The 18,475-nt window shown below is 66.0% G+C and carries 15 protein-coding genes; 7 read left to right on the top strand and 8 right to left on the bottom strand.

What is annotated here, in order from left to right:
• Nucleotides 1–53: 53 nt before the first annotated feature.
• Together RH858_RS06890 and RH858_RS06885 are read right to left on the bottom strand one after the other, a co-directional pair.
• On the bottom strand, nt 54–371 hold the full coding sequence (locus RH858_RS06890; RefSeq protein WP_310561421.1) for a hypothetical protein: 318 nt from the start codon (nt 369–371) through the stop codon (nt 54–56).
• Complete coding sequence (locus tag RH858_RS06885; protein WP_310561420.1) at nt 368–2,839, bottom strand: penicillin acylase family protein; 2,472 nt, start codon at nt 2,837–2,839, stop codon at nt 368–370. Before RH858_RS06885 ends, RH858_RS06890 begins: the two co-directional genes overlap by 4 nt.
• A gap of 92 nt (nt 2,840–2,931) precedes the next feature.
• Between RH858_RS06885 and RH858_RS06880 the strand changes: the two genes are divergently transcribed.
• Complete coding sequence (locus RH858_RS06880; RefSeq protein WP_310561419.1) at nt 2,932–3,906, top strand: aldo/keto reductase; 975 nt, start codon at nt 2,932–2,934, stop codon at nt 3,904–3,906.
• Between the two features lie 65 nt (nt 3,907–3,971).
• On the opposite strand, the gene RH858_RS06875 is transcribed toward RH858_RS06880, so the two are convergent.
• Nucleotides 3,972–4,259 (bottom strand): DUF2250 domain-containing protein, encoded by a 288-nt coding sequence (locus RH858_RS06875; protein ID WP_259535361.1) that lies wholly within the window; start codon nt 4,257–4,259, stop codon nt 3,972–3,974.
• Nucleotides 4,260–4,516: 257 nt separating this feature from the next.
• Between RH858_RS06875 and aceB the strand changes: the two genes are divergently transcribed.
• The 3 genes from aceB to RH858_RS06860 all read left to right on the top strand — a co-directional run bounded on the left by aceB (nt 4,517) and on the right by RH858_RS06860 (nt 7,981).
• Nucleotides 4,517–5,824, top strand: a complete 1,308-nt coding sequence (aceB, locus tag RH858_RS06870) for a malate synthase AceB (RefSeq protein WP_259535360.1) — start codon at nt 4,517–4,519, stop codon at nt 5,822–5,824.
• A 202-nt stretch (nt 5,825–6,026) separates the two neighbouring features.
• Entirely contained in the window at nt 6,027–7,118 is a 1,092-nt protein-coding gene (locus RH858_RS06865; protein ID WP_259536529.1) for an alanine--glyoxylate aminotransferase family protein, read from the top strand.
• Nucleotides 7,119–7,192: 74 nt separating this feature from the next.
• Entirely contained in the window at nt 7,193–7,981 is a 789-nt protein-coding gene (locus tag RH858_RS06860; RefSeq protein ID WP_259535359.1) for a DUF2797 domain-containing protein, read from the top strand.
• A gap of 13 nt (nt 7,982–7,994) precedes the next feature.
• Here RH858_RS06860 and RH858_RS06855 read toward each other — a convergent pair whose 3' ends face one another.
• The 3 genes from RH858_RS06855 to RH858_RS06845 form a co-directional block, all read right to left on the bottom strand.
• Nucleotides 7,995–9,062: an ABC transporter permease gene (locus tag RH858_RS06855; RefSeq protein ID WP_259535358.1), complete on the bottom strand. Its 1,068-nt coding sequence runs from the start codon at nt 9,060–9,062 to the stop codon at nt 7,995–7,997.
• The gene (locus RH858_RS06850) at nt 9,055–10,914 is read right to left on the bottom strand and encodes a PrsW family intramembrane metalloprotease (RefSeq protein WP_310561484.1); all 1,860 of its coding nucleotides are present in this window, start codon (nt 10,912–10,914) and stop codon (nt 9,055–9,057) included. The genes RH858_RS06855 and RH858_RS06850 overlap by 8 nt, the downstream gene beginning before the upstream one ends.
• 83 nt (nt 10,915–10,997) lie before the next feature.
• Nucleotides 10,998–11,975, bottom strand: a complete 978-nt coding sequence (locus RH858_RS06845; protein WP_310561418.1) for an ABC transporter ATP-binding protein — start codon at nt 11,973–11,975, stop codon at nt 10,998–11,000.
• A 400-nt stretch (nt 11,976–12,375) separates the two neighbouring features.
• On the opposite strand from RH858_RS06845, the gene RH858_RS06840 reads away from it, so the two are divergent.
• From RH858_RS06840 to RH858_RS06830, 3 genes are all read left to right on the top strand, one after another.
• The gene (locus RH858_RS06840; protein ID WP_259535356.1) at nt 12,376–13,680 is read left to right on the top strand and encodes a glucose-6-phosphate isomerase; all 1,305 of its coding nucleotides are present in this window, start codon (nt 12,376–12,378) and stop codon (nt 13,678–13,680) included.
• Nucleotides 13,681–13,735: 55 nt separating this feature from the next.
• Complete coding sequence (locus tag RH858_RS06835; RefSeq protein ID WP_310561417.1) at nt 13,736–14,491, top strand: CPBP family intramembrane glutamic endopeptidase; 756 nt, start codon at nt 13,736–13,738, stop codon at nt 14,489–14,491.
• 64 nt (nt 14,492–14,555) lie between these two features.
• Nucleotides 14,556–15,794, top strand: a complete 1,239-nt coding sequence (locus RH858_RS06830) for a mandelate racemase/muconate lactonizing enzyme family protein (protein ID WP_259535354.1) — start codon at nt 14,556–14,558, stop codon at nt 15,792–15,794.
• A gap of 142 nt (nt 15,795–15,936) precedes the next feature.
• Here the strand turns inward: RH858_RS06830 and RH858_RS06825 are convergent, their stop codons facing one another.
• Entirely contained in the window at nt 15,937–17,349 is a 1,413-nt protein-coding gene (locus RH858_RS06825) for an ABC transporter ATP-binding protein (RefSeq protein WP_259535353.1), read from the bottom strand.
• Nucleotides 17,342–18,466 (bottom strand): ABC transporter ATP-binding protein, encoded by a 1,125-nt coding sequence (locus tag RH858_RS06820; protein WP_259535352.1) that lies wholly within the window; start codon nt 18,464–18,466, stop codon nt 17,342–17,344. Before RH858_RS06820 ends, RH858_RS06825 begins: the two co-directional genes overlap by 8 nt.
• Nucleotides 18,467–18,475 lie beyond the last annotated feature (9 nt).

The raw sequence follows: 18,475 nt of genomic DNA, 5'->3' as shown, positions 1-18,475 counted from the left end.
TTTTTCCGTACCGACGCGCGACGAGGAAGCGACGGCCCGAGCTTCCGTACCCGTCAGCGTAGTCCACGGGCCAGCCCGCCGAACGCCCCCAACCCCACCGCGATCGCGGCGCTGAGTACAACGAACGCTCCGGTCGCGATGAAGGGCCCCGACGCCCCGTCGAGGGCCACCGTCACGACGGAGACCAGCCAGACGATCACCCCGAACGTCGCACCCGCCAGCACCCCCCGCGGAACCGTCCTCGCGAGCAGTCCGACGAACGCCCCGCCGATCACGATTCCGACCCAGTGGACGCTCGCGAGCCCGACGCCGGCGACTGCCGCCCCGATCCACAGCAGCCAGCGCAGGATCCGCCGCTCGCGTTGAGTCATTCGTCGTCACCCCCGCCGCCGTCTTTTGTAAACCGGAACCGCAGGTCCCCCTGCAGCTCCCGATCCATCGACTTGTACTCCCCGTCGGCCCACCGGCGGAGCTGGTCGTCGTAGTGGGGCGAAAAGTAGTTCCCCGAATTGCCGCCCGGGAGGATCGCCTCGCAGTCACCGCCCGGCTCACAGAGCATCCGCCAGCTGCTGCCGGCCGGCCGCGCGGGCCTGAAGTTCATCAGGGTCCGCGGCGAGCCGTCCGTCTCGTAGCGGGGGTAGCCGAGCGCGCCGACGCCGAACGGATGCTCCAGGACTCCCGTGTGGGTCGCGTCGCCGTAGCGGTCGGCACCCTCGAACCGGGGACTGTCGCCGTCGATCCCCTCGAGGGCGCGCTCCATCGCCTCCCTGGCGAGTTCCGCCCGTTCCCGCTCCTCGAAGAGCGTCGATTCCGGCCCGGCGTTCAAAAGAGTCCAGTCGCCCGGGTAGTACGCTTCCCCGAGGTCCAGGTCGGAAAACAGGGGCTCGAAGACGACTTCGCGGTAGGCGTCGACCCACGCCGCGAACAACAGTGCCCCCCGCGAGTCGCGGTCCATCCGCCCGTCCCACTCGAACAGCGTCTCCCCGACGTTTTCCAGTCGGTCCGGCGCTTCGGCGTCGGTCAGCGCCGGCACCAGGAAGTCGGCGTCATCGAACCGGTAGTCCCGGACGTCCAACTGCATCGATCGGAGGAACTCGCGGTCCACGGGTGGACCCCCCTCGACGCGTTCGTCCAGTAGGTCCCACACGCGGCGGCCGCGGTAGCCGTCGGCGTACGACGCCGCGAAGTAGTGGGGATACCGGTCGTCGTCGATCACCCGCTGGTTTGCGGTGCCGAGGTAGGGCGGATCGATCTCGGCGGGCATCTCCTCGAAAGGGACGAACCCGTCCCACGTCGGCTGGCCGTACGGCTCGAAGCCGTCCCACTCGCCCTCGCCGGCGGAGCCGTCGAACACCCGGTCACCCCGGACCGGTTCGCCGTCTGTCCGGCGGATCGGAACCTTCCCGGTGACCTGAAAGAGGGTCCGACCGTCCCGATCGGCGTAGACGAGACACTGCGTCGGGAGATCGAACCGTCGAGTGGCCTCGAGGAACTCCTCGAGCCCGTCGCTTCGGGCGTACTCGAAGACGGCCATGGTCGTCCGGGTCGCGGCCAGGCCCGTCCAGGCGACTGCGACAGATCGCCCCTCGCGGTCGATCATGGGTCCGTGAACGGTTCGCTTCACTTCGATCGTCCGGTCCTGGTCGCCGTCGACCGGAATCTGCCGTCTCTTCCGGTCGAACTCCCGCCACACCCCGCGGTAGCGGTACCGGTCGCCGTCGTCGTCGACCTCGTACGTATAAAAGTCGATGACGTCAGCGCCGGCGTTGGTAAATCCCCACGCCCCGGCGTGGTTGGCGCCGATGATCACGAACGGGACCCCGGGGAACGTTACGCCACGAACACTCGCGTCGGGCGTTTCGACGTGCTGTTCGTACCACAGCGGTGGCACCGACAGATCGAGGTGGGGATCGTTCGCGACGATCGGCTGACCCGAGTCGGTGTGGTCGCCGGAGACGACCCAGGAGTTGGAGCCGACTCCGGGTGGCGACTCGAACCGCGAGAGACGGGAGACTTCCCCGATCGAGAGTCCCGAGAGGGCACCACTGGAGCGCCCGACGGTAGTTGCATCGGCGCTCCGGGAGACGACAGTCCGGCCCGGAGACGAACCGCCCTCCGCCCGCAGGATCGGCGCGTCGTGGGGGATCCGAGACGGGTACAGCTCTTCGACGACGTCGGGACCGAACTGGTCTTCGAGCAGCGCCAGCCGGAGTGTCCTGAACGAGCCCGTAAGCCCCCAGGAAATCTGCTTTTCCATCAGCATCGTGTCGACTGGCGTCCACGGATCCGGTTCGTAATCCAGCAGTCCGAACTCCATCGGGAGCGGACCGTCGTCGATCCGGGCGTTGACGCCGTCGGCGAAGGCGGCGACTGCCTCGCCGACGGGCTCGTCCCGAAGTCGTGTCCAGTTGGCCCGCGCCGCGTCGAGGTATCCCATCCGGACGTTGAACTTGTCGGATTCGAGCGTGTCGGGACCGACGACCTCCGACAGTCGGCCGCGCATCACCCGCCGCTGGAGGTCCAACTGGAACAGCCGATCGGCGGCCTGCGTGTACCCGACAGCGTAGTAGGCGGCCGGTTCCGAGCCGGCGTCGACGTGAGGAACTCCTTCCTCGTCGAACCGGACCGTCGCCGCCCCGTACGGCGACGACAGGCTCCGGATCCGATCGTCGCCCGCGGCTCCCCAGACGGTGCCCGACAGCGGAGCGAAGCCACGGAGATATCCCGACACCGGCGAGAGGACGCCGCCCGCGAGGCCGCCGGCGAGGATTGCCGAGACGAGGTCGCGTCGGGAGAGCGAGATCGACCGGTTTCCAATCGGTGTGTCACGGCTATCCATGGTTTCGACACCCCCGGCGAGCCCTTAAAAGATCGGCAGGTGTCGGGCCGGATTCGAGGCAGCTTTTTGAGTAGCCGGACGGTTGTAGGCCCATGGAGTACACGACGCTGGGAGACACCGGAATGACCGTCTCGAAGATCTGTCTCGGCTGTATGAGCTTCGGCGACCCCAACTGGCGCGAGTGGGTCCTCGACGAAGAGGAGGGAATCGAACTGGTCGAGCGCGCACTCGAGTTGGGTGTCAACTTCTTCGACACCGCGAACATGTACTCCAAGGGCGAATCCGAGCGCGTGCTCGGGAAGGCCCTGGAGGGGCACCGCGAGGAAGCGGTCGTGGCGACGAAGGGCTACTTCCAGATGGACGATGACGACCCGAACTCGGGAGGCCTTTCCCGGAAGGCGATCGAGCAGGAACTCGAGGCGTCGCTGGACCGCCTCGGTATGGAGACGGTCGACCTCTACCAGATCCACCGGCGGGACCAGGACACGCCGCCGGCGGAGACGCTCCGAGCGCTGGACGACGCGGTTCGTCGCGGGAAGGTCCGGTATCTGGGTGCCTCCTCGATGTGGGCCCACGAGTTCGCAGAGTACCTCCACGCGAGTGATCAGTTCGGGCTCGACCGGTTCGTCACGATGCAGAACCACTACAACCTCGTGTACCGCGAGGAGGAACGCGAGATGCTGCCACTGTGTGAGCGGGAGGGGATCGGCGTGATCCCCTGGTCACCGCTCGCCCGTGGATATCTGGCCCGACCCCACGAAGAGATCGACGCGACCCGGCGCGGGGAGGCCGAAGAGCACCTGTACGAACACCCGTACCGGGAGGGCGGCGGCCGGGAGATCAACGAACGGGTCGAAGAACTCGCCGCGGAGAACGGCGTGAAGATGGCCCAGATCGCGCTGGCGTGGCTGTTCAGCAAGGACGTCGTCGACGCGCCGATCGTCGGGACGACGTCGATCGAGCACCTGGAGGACGCCGTCGAGGCGCTGGAGATCGACCTGCGCAAAAGCGACGTTGAGTATCTGGAAGAGCCATACGAACCGGTGCCGGTCAGCGGTCACGAGTAGGCAACGTTCCAGCGACGACTGGGCCGGCTGCTCGCACCCGGAAGCTTCGGCAGAAAGCGGAGCAGTCAGTCCGAGGCGCGGTTACTGTCCGCTCCCGGGAACGTTCGGTCCCACCCTTCGCCCTTCGACTCGAGATAGTCGATGCCGTGCTCCGTCAGTCGATACACCGTGGCCTCGTCGACGGATTCGATGTAGCCGGCCTCCTCGAGGAAGGCACAGCGACGCTCTGCGAGTGTCACGTACAGCCCCGTGTTGCTCGCGATGAGCGCGGGAAACTCCGCGCCGTTGGTGTGCAGGAAGCTCAGCACGCGCCGATCGGCGTCGGTCAGTTCCTCGGGGCCGGGGCGGGACATTCTGTCCTGTCTATGTGTACCAGACCGCAAATACCCACTGGGCGTTCCAGCGAAATGAAAATAGCCCCGGCGACGGACGCGAAACTGTTCGGAGTTTTAAAGCGGGCGGGTCATCGAGCGGTTCGACATAGGCGTTTCCTCCGCGGCGCGGGAACCTCGGGAGACCATCGCCCCCGGAGCAAACAGTGTGAACTGTTACCGTCGCAAACACTACCGGAAGGGGAAACGCTGGGGTGTTGGACCGGCTAATCGGATATATGAGAGTCGACAGACGTTTGCACGACCGGGCGTTCGTCCGGACGTTCTTCACGACCCCGACCGCAGAACAGGGACAGGAAGACTCCGCCAAAAAGCTGCGCGGTGCGATCGGACTGCGCGGAATGCAGGCCCCGGACGTGTGGGTGCCAGACAACGAAGACGCCACGGCCCCGTCCATGCGCGGGGAGGGGGCCGAAAACATCGCCGAAGTCGTCGCCGAGGGGGGCGCAGAGTTCCCGGGCGAGATCCACCCTCGGGTGGTCTGGCACCGCGACGACCCCGAAACGCGTTACGAGGGGTTCCAGCAGATGTTGACGATCGCCGACCCCGAGAAGGGTGCGATCGATCACCTCGACGGCTTCGTGATCCCGGAAGTCGGCGACATCGACGACTGGAAGAAGGCCGACGAGTTCTTCACGATCCTCGAACACGAGTACGGGCTCGAGGAGGGGAGCCTCGCGATGTCGGTGATCGTCGAAAGCGGGGCGGCAGAACAGGCGATGACGAAACTCCGCGACGAGATGGGCAAGCCAACGAACAATTTACAGCGACTGTTCATGCTGGTCATCGGTGAGGTCGACTACACGAAGGACATGCGTGCGATCACGCCGACGGGCTCGCTGCCGTCCTGGGACGAGATTCGGCACAACACCGCGAGCGCGGCGAGCGCGGCGGGGCTCATCTCGGTCGACGGTCCGTACGACGACATCCGTGACATCGAGGGCTACCACGCGCGCATGACCGACAACCAGTCGAAGGGGCTGCTCGGCATCTGGTCGCTCACGCCTACGCAGGTCGTCGAGGCGAACAAGGGACCGCTCCCCCCCGAGAAGGGCTACTGGCTGATCGAAGCCGGCGATCGAGAAGTGAAGCTGGAAGACGAGGAGGGTGTTCAGGTGTACCGTGGCGATCGGATCGAACTCGAGGAGGCCGACGACGGCTACGTGCTCACCGTCGGAACCGACCAGCTCGAACTCGACGCCGAGGGCGTCCGCGAGGAGTTGCTGGACCTGGTGTCGTACGTCCCGAGCATGGGCGACATCGTCGACTCCATGGAGGAGTTCGAGGCGGCCAAGGAGGCCGGCCGGGGCGCGATCGCGATGACCCAGGCGGCGACGCTGCGGATCGACGGGGTGGAAATCGACGTCGAACGTGACCGGATGTGGGACGAGGCGACCTACCAGGCGTTGATGGTCCCGATCAGCCTGTTCCAGGACGTCTACGAGAGCCGTCCCGACCAGCACGAAGAACTCGCAGAGATGTACGGCGAGGGAGTCGTCGAACGGGCGATGGACGTCGGAAACTGACGAGCCCTTCTGTTTGCCGCCCGAAACCGACCGCCGGCAACCGGCGGCGGTGATCGTCGATTTTATACCCGTCGTTCGTGATCATGCGAATATGGACCAAGCCACCACTAGTCCAGAGACTCGCGAGAGAGCGGGGAACGCGGTCCGGGCGTCCGACGATCCGCCCGAGGTCGGGGAGCTCCTCCCGCCGGACCGGACGCTGATGGGACCGGGTCCCAGCGACGTCCATCCGCGGGTGCTGCGGGCGATGAGTACGCCGCTTGTGGGTCATCTCGATCCCTCGTTCGTCGAGATGATGAACGAGGTACAGGAGTTACTCCGGTACACCTTCCGGACGGACAACCAGTGGACGATTCCGGTGTCCGGGACGGGTTCGGCGTCGATGGAGACGGCGATCGGAAACATGGTCGAGCCGGGCGACACGGTTCTGGTCCCGACGAACGGCTACTTCGGGGGGCGGATGGCGGAGATGGCCCGACGGGCCGGCGGGGAGGTCGTCGAGGTCGACGCCCCGTGGGGCGAGCCGCTCGATCCCGACGACGTCGCTGCGGCGTTCGACGCCCACCAGCCGGACGTGTTCGGGTTCGTCCACGCCGAAACCAGCACCGGCGTGCTCCAGCCCGACGTCCCGGAGCTCACCAGCATCGCCCACGAACACGACGCGTACGTGATCGCCGACACCGTCACCTCGCTTGGCGGCGTCGAGCTCCGGGTCGACGAGTGGGACGTCGACGTGGCGTACTCGGGGCCTCAGAAGTGTCTCTCGTGTCCGCCTGGTGCGAGCCCGCTCACGCTCAACGACCGGGCGATGGAGAAAGTGCTCGGCCGCGAGGAACCCTCCCGGTCGTGGTATCTCGACCTCTCGCTTCTGGAGGGTTACTGGGGCGAAGAGCGCGCCTACCACCACACCGCCCCGATCACGAACGTCTACTCCATCCGGGAAGCGCTCCGGCTCGTCGCCGAGGAGGGTATCGAGAACCGCTGGGAGCGTCACCGCGAGATCGCCGGCGTACTCAAGTCGGGCCTCGAAGATCTCGGCCTCGAGCTCCACGCCGAAGAGGAGTACTGGCTCCCGAGCCTCAACGCCGTCGAGGTGCCCGACGGCGTCGACGACGGCGCTGTCATCGACTACCTTCTGGAGGAACACGACCTCGAGATCGCGTCCGGGCTGGGTGCCCTCGAGGGCGACATCTGGCGGATCGGCTGCATGGGGTACTCCGCGAAGCGACGGAACGTCGAGTTCCTACTGGCTGCCCTGGAGGAAGCACTCGAAGCGCAAGGCTACGACGGCTAGATCGGACGACGATTCGGGCCCCACGTCGACTCTGCGTCGCGTCGTTTTTATTCGGGCGTTGCTAACCCGATCGCGTGCAGATCGTCGGCTACGCGACGGACGCGGGAGAAGGGGGTGCCGGACTGCTTTTCAGCGACGGCGACGGCAGCGAGGTCGAGTTCGACTCGATCGCCCCGGGGGCGGAACTGTCGTACACGCTGGGCGCCAGGCGGTGTGCTGGGACCGTTCACGACGGCGAGCACCTCGCCTGTGACGCCGAGGAGGCGCCCTACTGTCGCGACCACGCCGACACCTGGGTGTGTGCGCGGTGTACCGGGACGTGTCTGAAAGACGAGATGGACTGCCACGAGGAGCACGCGGTCTACCTGGCGGCGTTCGCGCCCGACCGGTTCAAGGTAGGGGTCACCCGCCTGTGGCGGCTGGAGACCCGCCTGCGAGAGCAGGGAGCCGACCAGGCGGCTCACGTCCGGACCGTATCCGACGGCCGGATCGCCCGAGAGATCGAAGCCGAGATCGCTGCCAGGGACGATCTCCCGGTTCCGGTGACCGACAGCGTCCGCGTCGCTCGAAAGCGACGGGGGCTGGGACGCGACGTCGACCTGGGGGCGTGGAACCAACTCTGTTCGGCGTTCGACCCCCACGAGACGTTCGCGTTCGACTACGGCCTGGAACTCGACCGACGTCCGGTCGCCGAGACGATGCTCACGGGAACCGTCCGGGGGACGAAAGGGCGGCTACTCGTGCTGGACCGCGGGGCGTCGACCTACGCCGTCGATCTCCGCGACCTGGTGGGTCACGAGGTCGTCCCAGAACGGAGTCGTCGGGAACGACAGTCGAGTCTCGGCGCGTTCGAGGCGAATTGATCGGCACGTTCGATCACTCGAAGCCGTGCCGGGCGATCGCTGTTCGCACCGCGAGATAGCCCGCCGCCGCGAGGGTCGCGTAGACAACGACTGTAGCGGTCGTGGTCGCCGTCGCGCTGCCGACCGCGAGCAGAGCGGCGGCGTTGATCGGATTGCCGGGAAGCAGCGTCGACCCCGCAAACAGCGCGAGGACCCCAACAGAGTAGAGGAACTGTGCGTCCCGTCGACGCGGCGCGAGGGTCGCGATCGCGATCCCCATCGTCACCACCGCCGTCGCAAACGCCGCAACGAGGAGCAAAAGCGTGCCGGGATTGGCGACCGGAACCCCGTTCAGCCAGAGCAGCAGGAGCCACAGCGCCGCCTGTGCAGGCGCGAGCCCGACGGCGGCGAGGCTCTTGCCGTCGACGATCTCTGCGGTCGTCACCGGCGCGACTCGAAGCAGTTCGAGCGTCCCCCGATCGAGTTCCTCGGTGACTGAGTCGACGATCAGCGAGCCGCTGATAAACACCGGCAGGAACAGCAGGATCGGCACCAGCACCGTGTAGGTGAACCCGTAGTATGGACTGCCGCCCGGTCGCTCCGGAAGCGGAAGCGGCCGGCTGTCGAGCCACGCGGCGTTTCGCCCGCGTTCGTCGCGTTCGAGCGCGCGAAGCGCCTGCTGCAGCTGGGCGACGACCACCGTCGACTCGACGCTGCCGTCGGGGGCGACGGCGGTCACCTCGATTCTCCCGTCCCGGCGTTCGCCCCTGACGGCAGCGTCTGCCGCCCCCGCGTCGAAGGTTCCTCGGGCCGTCTCCCAGTCGTCGTATCGCGTCGCGGAGACTCCGTCGACCCGATCGGCGGCGGCGACGAGCTCGTCGACCGTCTCGCCGGAAACCGCCACCTCGACCTCGTAGCCGTCGAGGCTAGAGGGATCGTACAGCGACACCAGCCCGACGACCAGAAACGAGGAGAACGCCGCGATGAAAAGCTGGATCACGAGCGCCAGCACGATCGTCTTCTCCCTGCGGAGCACCGAAAGCTCCCGGCCGGCGATCCGCAGACGTGGCGAGGGCTCCGTCCCGGAGTCTCGGTCACGCATAGAAGGTCACCACCCCGAAGTTGTATCCGGCGTGAACGAGCGTCGCGATCGCGAGTGCGACCGCGTACAGCCGTCGGTTTCGGTGTGCTCCGAGCGCGGAGATGACGGCGGTGACGACGTGTAACCCGAGCGGCGCCAGAAGTAACGCGAGCAGGACCGTCCAGGGGAGCTGCCCGGTTCCGGCCACACCAGCGGGGCCGAACGCCGCCCGGCCGAGTGAGAGCTCGGGGAGTCCCACCAGCTGAACCACGACGGTGCCTTTCTCCGCCAGGAAGAACCCGATCCCCGAGGCCGCCCCGACCGCGAGTGCCGACGGAACCGACACTTCCAGGCGGTCGTCGACGAAGCCGGCGTACACGTGGACGCTCTTTGCGACCTCTTCGATCAGCGCGATTACGACAAGCAGCAGGGGAATCGACACGGCGATGGGAAGCGCGAAAAGCACCGCCACCGCGAGCAGTTCGGCGACGAAGACGAACGGGATGAAGACGGCGGTCAGGAGGGCCACCGACCGTGGCCCTGACACGCGGACGGCGAGGGCGTCGAGCGCCTTCCCCGGCAGCGGCTTCTGGGAGAACAGGTCCTCCTCGCGGTAGACGCCGGCCCCGAGCCAGAAGCAGACCGCCGAGACGAGATACAGCGGGCCGGTCGCGAACAGGTACTCGCCGACCCCGACCGCCTCTCCCTGGAGGTCGAGCACGACAAGCGAAAGCGGGGAGATCAGCGCGATCGGCGTGACGTTGATGAAGATGGCCGGGACGAAGACGTACGTCGTGAAAAACACCGAGACGGTGACGGTGACGAACGTGAGCTCCTTGAACGACCTGGCGAAAAGCGCCCCCAGGAACGTCGCAGCCAGGAACGCGAGCGCGACGGGGACGATCGCGAGCACCGAAACGATCCCCCCACCGACGAACAGCGCGATGAGTGCAGTGACGCCGATCGCGCCGGCGAGATACGGGAGCGTCTTGCCCGCCACGATGGAAAGCGGCTCTACGGGCGCGACCAGCAGTAGCTCCCCGCGCCGGTTCACTCGTTCGCCGAGTATCGAACTCCCGTACGCCTGGACGAGGAAGTTCATCGGGATCAGAAACAGGAACGCGAGGATCAACGACGAGAAGGGGAACGGAGGAGTGATTTCGGCGGGTGAACCGGCCGTCGAGCCCCCGAACAGTCCGCCGGAGCCGCCGAGCTGGGGCACTGCGAGCCCCCCGTCGTCGGCGTCGGCGTCACCCGCTGGAAGCGTGGGATCGTCACCCTCGCGTTCGGCGTCGGACGGCTCCTCGTCACCCTCGAGGGCGTCGTGGTCTGTCGCCACGTCGTCGGGATCGTCGATCGAATCGTCGGTCGGATCGTCGCCTGCAGGTTCGAATCCGCCACGCGGTTCATACCGGAGCGTCACGTCGACCGGGAACGCCGCAGACTGGTTCGATTCGGCTGCCATCAGGCGGTCGTTGTACGACTCGGTGGCGGCACGAAGCGTCTGGGCGGCGGCCGCCCCCTTTTCAGTCTCGACGGCGGTGACGCTCACCCAGCCGTCGACCGCGATGTCGTCTGCCGCCCCCTCGTCGGTCGACGGAACGTGACTCTCCACGTGGACATCGGCCTCGACCCCGAGGGTCGCGTCCGGCGGGCGTACCGCGAGCCTGTCGTCGGACTCGACAACCGGTGCGTACGGGTCGTCCTCGTCGACGGCGACCCGGTAGATGTCACCGTCCGGGGTCACTCCGCCGACCCCCGAAAGTACCGCAGCGCCGACGACTCCACCGACCAGAAGGATCGCCAGAACGCCGACCACGACGGTCCGTCGATCCACCGCTCCCGTCGCGGTCGAGAGCTCCCAGCGGGCGATCCGGCAGACTGCAGCGAGGCGTCCGGGACCGTCCCTCCCGGCTGCGGCAGTTCGCTCGCCGGTGTCTGCTCCGTTCTCCCGGCTCACTTCGCCGCCCCCGCGCGCTCTCCGTCGACGGATCGATCGGCCAGTTCGAGGAAGACGTCCTCGAGGCTGGACTCCCGTGTTCTGATGTCCAGCACCGAACCACCCGCGTCTGCTGCCCGCTCGCGAACCGACTCGACGCCGTCCATGTCCGCACAGACCACCCGGAACCGTCGGTTCGTCCGTTCCGATTCCCCAGCAGTACCCTGGTCGATTTCCCACCGGTCGATCGGTTCGGCACCGTCGGCCGCACCACCGGCGACGGGTTCGGCCCCCTCGACCGGCACGTCGGTGAACACGTAATATCGGGTCTCTCCGTGTTCGGCGCGAATCTCGGGGACGGTTCCCCTGGCGACGATCTCCCCTTCGTTCATGATGACCACCCGGTCACACACCGACTCGACGTGATACAGGTTGTGAGCCGAGAAAACGACCGTCTTCCCGCGATCCCTGAGATCTCGGGTGAACTCGAGGACGTAGTTCGTGGTGAGCGGATCCAGCCCCGAGGCGGGTTCGTCGTACAGGAGAACGTCCGGGTCGTTGACGAGCGACCGGGTGATCGCCACCTTCCGTTTCATCCCCTTCGACATGTCGCCGATGCGGCGATCCCGGTACTCCAGTTCGAGCCGGTCGAGCGAATCGGCGATCCGTTCGTCGGCGACCCCCCGTTCGACGCCGTATAGATCCGCGAAGAACCGGAGATACGAGCGGGGCGTCATGTCCTCGTACAGCGGCGACTCCTCGGGAAGATAGCCGAGCAGCCTGCGCATCGCCGGATCCGCGGCGTCGTATCCGGCAACCGTCGCCGTCCCCGCAGTCGGTTCCACCAGCCCGGCGAGCATCTTCAACGTCGTCGTCTTTCCCGCGCCGTTCGGGCCGACGATTCCGAACACTTCGCCGGGTTCGACTTCGAAAGTGGCGTCGACGACCGCCGGAAAGCCGGCGTACGTCTTGTGCAACCCCGCGACCTCGATCATGTGAACTACCCGTCGGAAGCCGTCGACTTATAATTCGGGAAGAGCACTCGAAGAAAACTACCCCCTTCGGTCGCAGACGTCGCCCGTCGCAGTCGCTATCTCACGTGGCCGTCCGACAGTCCGGGAAAAACGTCTACTCGGTTTTGTCGGCCGCTTCTCCGCCTCGTTCCCAGACCCCGCCGGCGGACACGCCGGTCGGCGCCGTGTGACTCACGTCCCGCATCGTTGCGTTGTTTGCCATTGTGCACGTTCATAGCACGGACGTAATATATAAACTCACCGGGGGGATTGGCTATTACATTCCTTATCAAATAAGGTCCCTTATATTCGTCGGCCGGTCCCGCGAGTGAGCGGAGCGGAGACGAGACAACTTAAGTGGCGACGACGCACCGAATGAGCCATGAACGTCGACATCGGGAACGCGCTCGAAACCTCGCCTGGAGTCTCCAGGGACGGCCTGGAACGGCTCGATCGTCGGGTCGAACGCGCCCACGAGCGAATTCAAGCCGGGCGGGAGAGCGACGACCACGGATTCGCTGCGTTGAACCTCCCCGAGCGGTGCGACCCGACGGAGATCGAAGACACCGTGGCTCCGTTCGGGCAGCCGAGTGCCGTCGTGACCGTGGGGATCGGTGGTAGCGCTCTGGGGGCGGCGACGTTTTCGGCTGCGCTGGAAAGCGAGGTCGACGCCTACTTCCTCGATAACGTGGATCCGGTCCACGTCCGTCGCCTGCTGTCGTCGCTGCCGCTCGATGAGACCGTGCTCAACGTCGTCTCGAAGTCGGGGACGACCGCCGAAACACTCGCGAACTTTCTGGTCGTCAGGGACGCGATGCAACGGGCGTCGGTGGACTGGACCGATCGAACGTTCGTGACGACCGGGCCGTCTGGCAACCTGCGCGAGCTCGCTGAGAAACACGATCTGCCCGCCCTCGAGGTCCCGGAGGGCGTCCCGGGCCGCTTCGCTGTGCTCTCGCCGGTGGGACTGGCGTGTGCAGCGATACAGGGCCACGATCTCGAGGCGATCCTGGAGGGCGGCTCGAGGGCCGCCGACCGGTTGGACCGAGCCGGTGCCGGATCGCTGTTCGAGACGCCCGCCTACGCCTACGGCGCGGTGACGTACGCGCTCGCCCAGCGGGGCGCCGCCGTCAACGCCGTGATGCCGTACGCGGAGTCGCTGGAGACGTTCGCAGAGTGGTTCGCACAGTTGTGGGCCGAAAGCCTCGGGAAAGACGGGCTCGGCCAGACACCTGCCCGGGCACTGGGCGCGACCGACCAACACTCACAGCTCCAGTTGTATCGGGCCGGTCCACGGGACAAACTGGTGACGCTCGTTCGGCCGACCGACCGCCCGGACCGCGACATCCCCGAGACGGATCTCGAAGGGTTGTCGTATCTCGGTGGATCGACGCTGGGGGAGCTACTCGACGCAGAGTTCGAGGCGACGGAAGCGAGCCTGGCGGCAGCCGATCGTCCCTCCGTGCGGATCGAGATCGATCGCGTGGACGAACGCTCCCTCGGGGAACTGCTGTACGCAATGGAGGCTGCCTGTGTGTTGCACGGTGAACTCGCCTCGGTGGACACGTTCGTCCAGCCGGCCGTCGAGTGGGGGAAACGTGCCGCCAGAGGGCTGCTCGGTGGCGGGGACTTCCCGGAAGCCGAGGCGGTACGGGACAAGGAGACGTTGATCGTCGACGGAAACTGATCGTCGACGGGAACTGATCGACGCTCCTTTGGGACGCCGACGCGTAGGCTGACCGATGAGCGAATCGCCCGAGTCCGAAGGTGTCGGGACGTTCGGCCCCGCACTCTACCGGCTCACGCAGGCTGTCGCCGTCGTGTTGGCCGCGTTCGCGGGTGCGGTCGCGGTCGCGGGCGGGGGGATCGGTGTCCTGATTTCCGGCGGGATCGTCGAACCGGAGACGATCGGCTACCACCTCGCGTTGACGGTGTTGCAGTTCGTGGGATTCGGCGTCGGGATCGTCGGCTACGTCGCGATCACCGACGATCGGGAACTGATTTCGTATCGTCTCCCGACGCGGTTCGGCTGGGGACTGATCGGCGTCGGCATCGTCGTGTTGCTGATCGTCCAGTTCGTCTTCGGGTTCGTTCTTTCGGAGTTCGGGCTCGAGGCGGGTGAAAACCAGGTGGTCCTCATCGGAAGGGAGAACCCGCAGTTCTTCCTGTACATGATCCTGGTGTCGATCCTCGTGGTCGGCCCAGTCGAGGAGCTACTGTTCCGCGGAGTGGTGCAAGGGCTGCTCCGGCGGGCGGTGTCCGCATGGCCCGCGATCGTACTGGCGGCGGCGTTTTTCGGCCTCGTTCACGTGTGGGCCGTCCAGGGAACGATCGGACAACAACTCGTGTACGCAGTAGTCGCTACCGTGCTCGGAATCGTCCTCGGCTACCTGTACGAGCGGACGGGCAACATCGTTGTCCCGGGCCTCGCACACGGACTGTACAACGCGGTCTTGTTCGCGATCCAGTACGTCGCCGTTACCCGGGCGTTTATCTGACCGCGCTAGACGGGTAGGGGAGTGTTACCAAAGGTTTACACGCTCACGAGTGAATGAACTCCCCATGAGCAGAGACTACGCGGAGCTACACGATCCGAACGCGGAGTACACGATGCGGGAGCTCTCGGCGGAGACGATGGATGTGACCGCCGAACGGGGCGGGGGACGCGACGTCGAGATCACGGACGTTCAAACGACGATGGTGGACGGCAACTTCCCGTGGACACTCGTGCGGGTGTACACCGACGCGGGGATCGTCGGGACTGGCGAGGCGTACTGGGGGGCGGGCGTGCCCGAACTCATCGAACGGATGAAGCCGTTCGTCGTTGGGGAAAACCCCCTGGACATCGATCGGCTCTACGAGCACCTGATCCAGAAGATGTCCGGGGAGGGATCCGTCGAGGGCGTCACCGTCACCGCCATCTCCGGCATCGAGGTGGCGTTGCACGACCTCGCGGGGAAGATCCTCGAGCTTCCGGCCTATCAGCTGCTCGGGGGGAAGTATCGCGACGAGGTCCGGGTGTACAACGACTGCCACACAGAGGAGGAGGCAGACCCCGAGGCGTGTGCCGACGAGGCAGAACGGGTCGTCGAGGAGCTCGGCTACGACGCGTTGAAGTTCGACCTCGATGTCCCCTCGGGCTTCGAGAAGGACCGGGCGAACCGGCACCTCCGGCCGGGCGAGATCCGCCACAAGGCAGAGATCGTCGAGAAAGTTACCGAGCGGGTGAAGGATCGGGCCGACGTCGCGTTCGACTGTCACTGGACGTTCTCGGGCGGGTCGGCAAAGCGGCTCGCGGCCGAAATCGAGGAGTACGACGTCTGGTGGCTCGAGGACCCTGTCCCGCCGGAGAACCTTCAGGTACAGGAAGAAGTCACCAAGTCGACGACCACGCCGATCGCGGTCGGCGAGAACCGCTATCGGGTCACCGAGGAGCGCCGCCTCATCGAGAACGGCGCGGTCGACATCGTCGCCCCGGACCTACCGAAGGTCGGCGGGATGCGCGAAACACGGAAGATCGCCGACGTCGCAAACCAGTACTACGTTCCGGTGGCGATGCACAACGTCGCCTCGCCGGTGGCGACGATGGCAGCAGCTCACGTCGCCACGGCGGTGCCGAACTCGCTTGCCGTGGAGTTCCACAGTTACGAGCTCGACTGGTGGGATGACCTCGTCGAGGAGACGGTTATCGAGGGCGGCTCCATCACGGTGCCCGAAGAGCCGGGACTCGGCGTGACGCTGGACATGAACGCCGTAGAAGAGCATATGGTCGACGGCGAGGAGTTGTTCGATCCGGCGTGAGCCGGATCGAGCTCGGAAATCTTCGATTTCAGGCGTTCGACGAAGCGTGAGCTTCGTCGAGCCAGTGAATCTTCGATTCACGCTGTTCGATCCGGCGTGAGCCGGATCGAGCTCGGAAATCTTCGATTTCCGACGAAAGTCGTCAGTCGTCAGAACCGAGGATTCCAACGCCGGTATCTTCCTCGGCTGAGCCACCCAGAACCTCGTCGCTGACGTCCGTTCCGTCCTCCTGATGGAGGTGACACGCGGCGTAGTGACGCGACGTGCCGTACTCCGTTTCGACCTCGTAGGCCGGCTCCTCGCGGGCACAGATGCTCTGCTCGGCAAAGGAGTCGATGAGAAGCGTCCCGGCCTCCACCCACTCTTCCGCCGAGAGATGCTGGAACGCCTCCTCGACGATTCCGCCGGCGTCGCCGTCCGGCACGCCGTCCTCGAAGTACTCCTCCCGGATCCGGGAGCCGTCGGTGACGTCGAAGGTTCGCCGGTCTACTGCCCGCGTGAACTCCCGGACGTCCTCCCACTCGCCGTCCGACATGTCGAATCCGTCGGGCTGGATCAGCTTCGGACACCGGGTCCGGAACCGACAGCCCGACGGCGGATCCAGTGGCGACGGCACGTCGCCTTTCAACACTCCGCGCTTGCCCTCCGACCGCGGATCCGGCACCGGAATCGAGTCGAGCAGCGCCTTCGTGTACGGGTGTTGTGGGTTCTCGTACAGCTCCTCTTTGTCCGCCAGTTCCACGAGCTTCCCGAGATACATCACCGCGACTCGATCCGATATGTACCGGATGACAGAAAGGTCGTGGGCGATGAACAGGTACGTGAGGTCGAACTCCTCCTGGAGCTGCTCCATCGTGTTGAGCACCTGCGCCTGGATCGAGACGTCCAGCGCGGAGACGGGCTCGTCACAGACGATGAAGTCCGGGTTCACCGACAGCGCCCGCGCGAGGTTGACCCGCTGGCGCTGGCCCCCGGAAAAGGCGTGCGGATAGCGGTTGTAGTGCTGGGGATCGAGACCGACTTTCTCGAGCAGCTCCCTCGCGCGGGCTTCCCGTCCCTCCTCGTCGAGCATCCCGTGGGCCTTCATCGGCTCCTCGACGATCGGCCCGACCTTCATCCGGGGGTCGAGCGACGACTGGGGGTCCTGGAAGATCATCTGCATCTCCTTGCGCCGCGTCCGGAGCGGCTCCCCCGACAGCGTCGCCAGGTCCTCACCTTTGAAGTAGACGCTACCGTCCGTGGGTTTCAACAGGCGCAACACCGTCCGGGCGAGCGTCGACTTCCCGCAGCCCGACTCGCCGACCAGCCCCAGCGTCTCGCCTTTCTTGATGTCGAAGGAGACGTCGTCGACGGCTTTCACCTGTCGATCCTCACGTCGGAGGTACGGGAACTCGTCGTCGACGGTGACGTTCCCGAACAGGCTGTCGGTGTCGCTGAAGTATTTCTTCAGGCCCTCGACCCTGACCAGCGGCTCGCCCTCGTCGACTTCCCTGTCGACGCCGGGCGTCGACAGGGAATCGTCCTCGAAGTCGAAGCCGGCGTCGGCGTCACTCATTGGCCTCGCCCTCCTGTCGGCCGGCAAAGCCGGCGCTGAACCCGCCGGTTGCCTCCGTGTTCAGTGGTCGGCTCTCCTCGTACCCGACGTCGAAGGCGTCGTACTTCACGCAGGCGACGTTGTGACGCTCGGCCGACGCTCCGAGGTCCCGCGGTTCGGGATGCACCTCCGTACACACCTCGCGGGCTTCCGGACAGCGCGGGTGGAACCGACAGCCGGACGGCGGATTGATCGCCTCCGGCATCACGCCCTTGATGGGGTCGAGCTCGTCGACGGTCTCGTCCGGGCGGGGCATCGAGTTCAAAAGCGCCACCGTGTACGGGTGCATCGTCTCGTAGAACATCTCGTCGACGTCCGCCTGTTCGATGATCTCGCCGAGATACATCACGTTCACGCGGTCGGCGATCTCGGCGATGACGCTCATGTCGTGGGTTACCCAGATGAACGCGGTGCTGTACTTCTCCTGGAGGTCCTCGACGAGATCCAGGATCTGCCCCTCGACCGTGACGTCGAGTGCGGTCGTCGGCTCGTCGGCGATGATCAGGTCCGGCTGGCAGGCGAGCGCCATCGCGATCAGTACGCGCTGGCGCATCCCCCCGGAGAACTGGTGTGGATACTCGTCGTATCGGGCCACCGGATCGGGAATGCCCACCTCCCGGAGCATGTCGATGGCCTCCTGTTTGGCCGCTTTTTTGTCGAGATCCCGGTTCAGCTCGATGAACTCGCGAAGCTGCCCGCCGACGGTGAACACCGGGTTCAACGACTCCATTGGGTCCTGGAAGATGATCGCGATCTCCCGGCCCCGGATCTCCTTGCGCATCTGTTCGTTCGAGAGCATCTCATCGCGGGGACTGAGCTCGCCGTCGGGGCCCTCCTCGAAGCCGATCAGCGTCCGGCCCTTGAACGTGACCTCGCCGTCGACGATCTCTCCGGGGCTCTCGACGAGCCTGAGGAGACTGGAGGTCGCGACGCTTTTGCCCGCGCCCGACTCCCCCACGAGTCCGACGATCTCCCCCTCGTGGACGTCAAAGGAGATGCCGTCGACCGCCCGAACGGTTCCTTCTTCGGTGAAAAACTGGGTCTTGAGGTTTTCGACGCTGAGTAGTGGTTCGGACATATATCGATC

The organism is Halalkaliarchaeum sp. AArc-GB, from assembly GCF_031432225.1.
GTDB lineage: Archaea > Halobacteriota > Halobacteria > Halobacteriales > Haloferacaceae > Halalkaliarchaeum.
The sequence above is the reverse complement of the archived record's forward strand: the minus strand, read 5'-3'. Positions and strand labels throughout refer to the sequence as shown.

Excerpts from the sequence above, each read along its gene's own strand:
- RH858_RS06885 (WP_310561420.1), bottom strand. The coding sequence starts at position 2,839 with ATGGATAGCCGTGACACACCGATTGGAAACCGGTCGATCTCGCTCTCC.
- RH858_RS06855 (WP_259535358.1), bottom strand. The coding sequence starts at position 9,062 with ATGCGTGACCGAGACTCCGGGACGGAGCCCTCGCCACGTCTGCGGATC.
- RH858_RS06825 (WP_259535353.1), bottom strand. The coding sequence starts at position 17,349 with ATGAGTGACGCCGACGCCGGCTTCGACTTCGAGGACGATTCCCTGTCG.
- RH858_RS06890 (WP_310561421.1), bottom strand. The coding sequence starts at position 371 with ATGACTCAACGCGAGCGGCGGATCCTGCGCTGGCTGCTGTGGATCGGG.
- RH858_RS06875 (WP_259535361.1), bottom strand. The coding sequence starts at position 4,259 with ATGTCCCGCCCCGGCCCCGAGGAACTGACCGACGCCGATCGGCGCGTG.
- aceB (WP_259535360.1), top strand. The coding sequence starts at position 4,517 with ATGAGAGTCGACAGACGTTTGCACGACCGGGCGTTCGTCCGGACGTTC.
- RH858_RS06880 (WP_310561419.1), top strand. The coding sequence starts at position 2,932 with ATGGAGTACACGACGCTGGGAGACACCGGAATGACCGTCTCGAAGATC.
- RH858_RS06845 (WP_310561418.1), bottom strand. The coding sequence starts at position 11,975 with ATGATCGAGGTCGCGGGGTTGCACAAGACGTACGCCGGCTTTCCGGCG.
- RH858_RS06820 (WP_259535352.1), bottom strand. The coding sequence starts at position 18,466 with ATGTCCGAACCACTACTCAGCGTCGAAAACCTCAAGACCCAGTTTTTC.
- RH858_RS06830 (WP_259535354.1), top strand. The coding sequence starts at position 14,556 with ATGAGCAGAGACTACGCGGAGCTACACGATCCGAACGCGGAGTACACG.
- RH858_RS06865 (WP_259536529.1), top strand. The coding sequence starts at position 6,027 with ATGGGACCGGGTCCCAGCGACGTCCATCCGCGGGTGCTGCGGGCGATG.
- RH858_RS06835 (WP_310561417.1), top strand. The coding sequence starts at position 13,736 with ATGAGCGAATCGCCCGAGTCCGAAGGTGTCGGGACGTTCGGCCCCGCA.
- RH858_RS06840 (WP_259535356.1), top strand. The coding sequence starts at position 12,376 with ATGAACGTCGACATCGGGAACGCGCTCGAAACCTCGCCTGGAGTCTCC.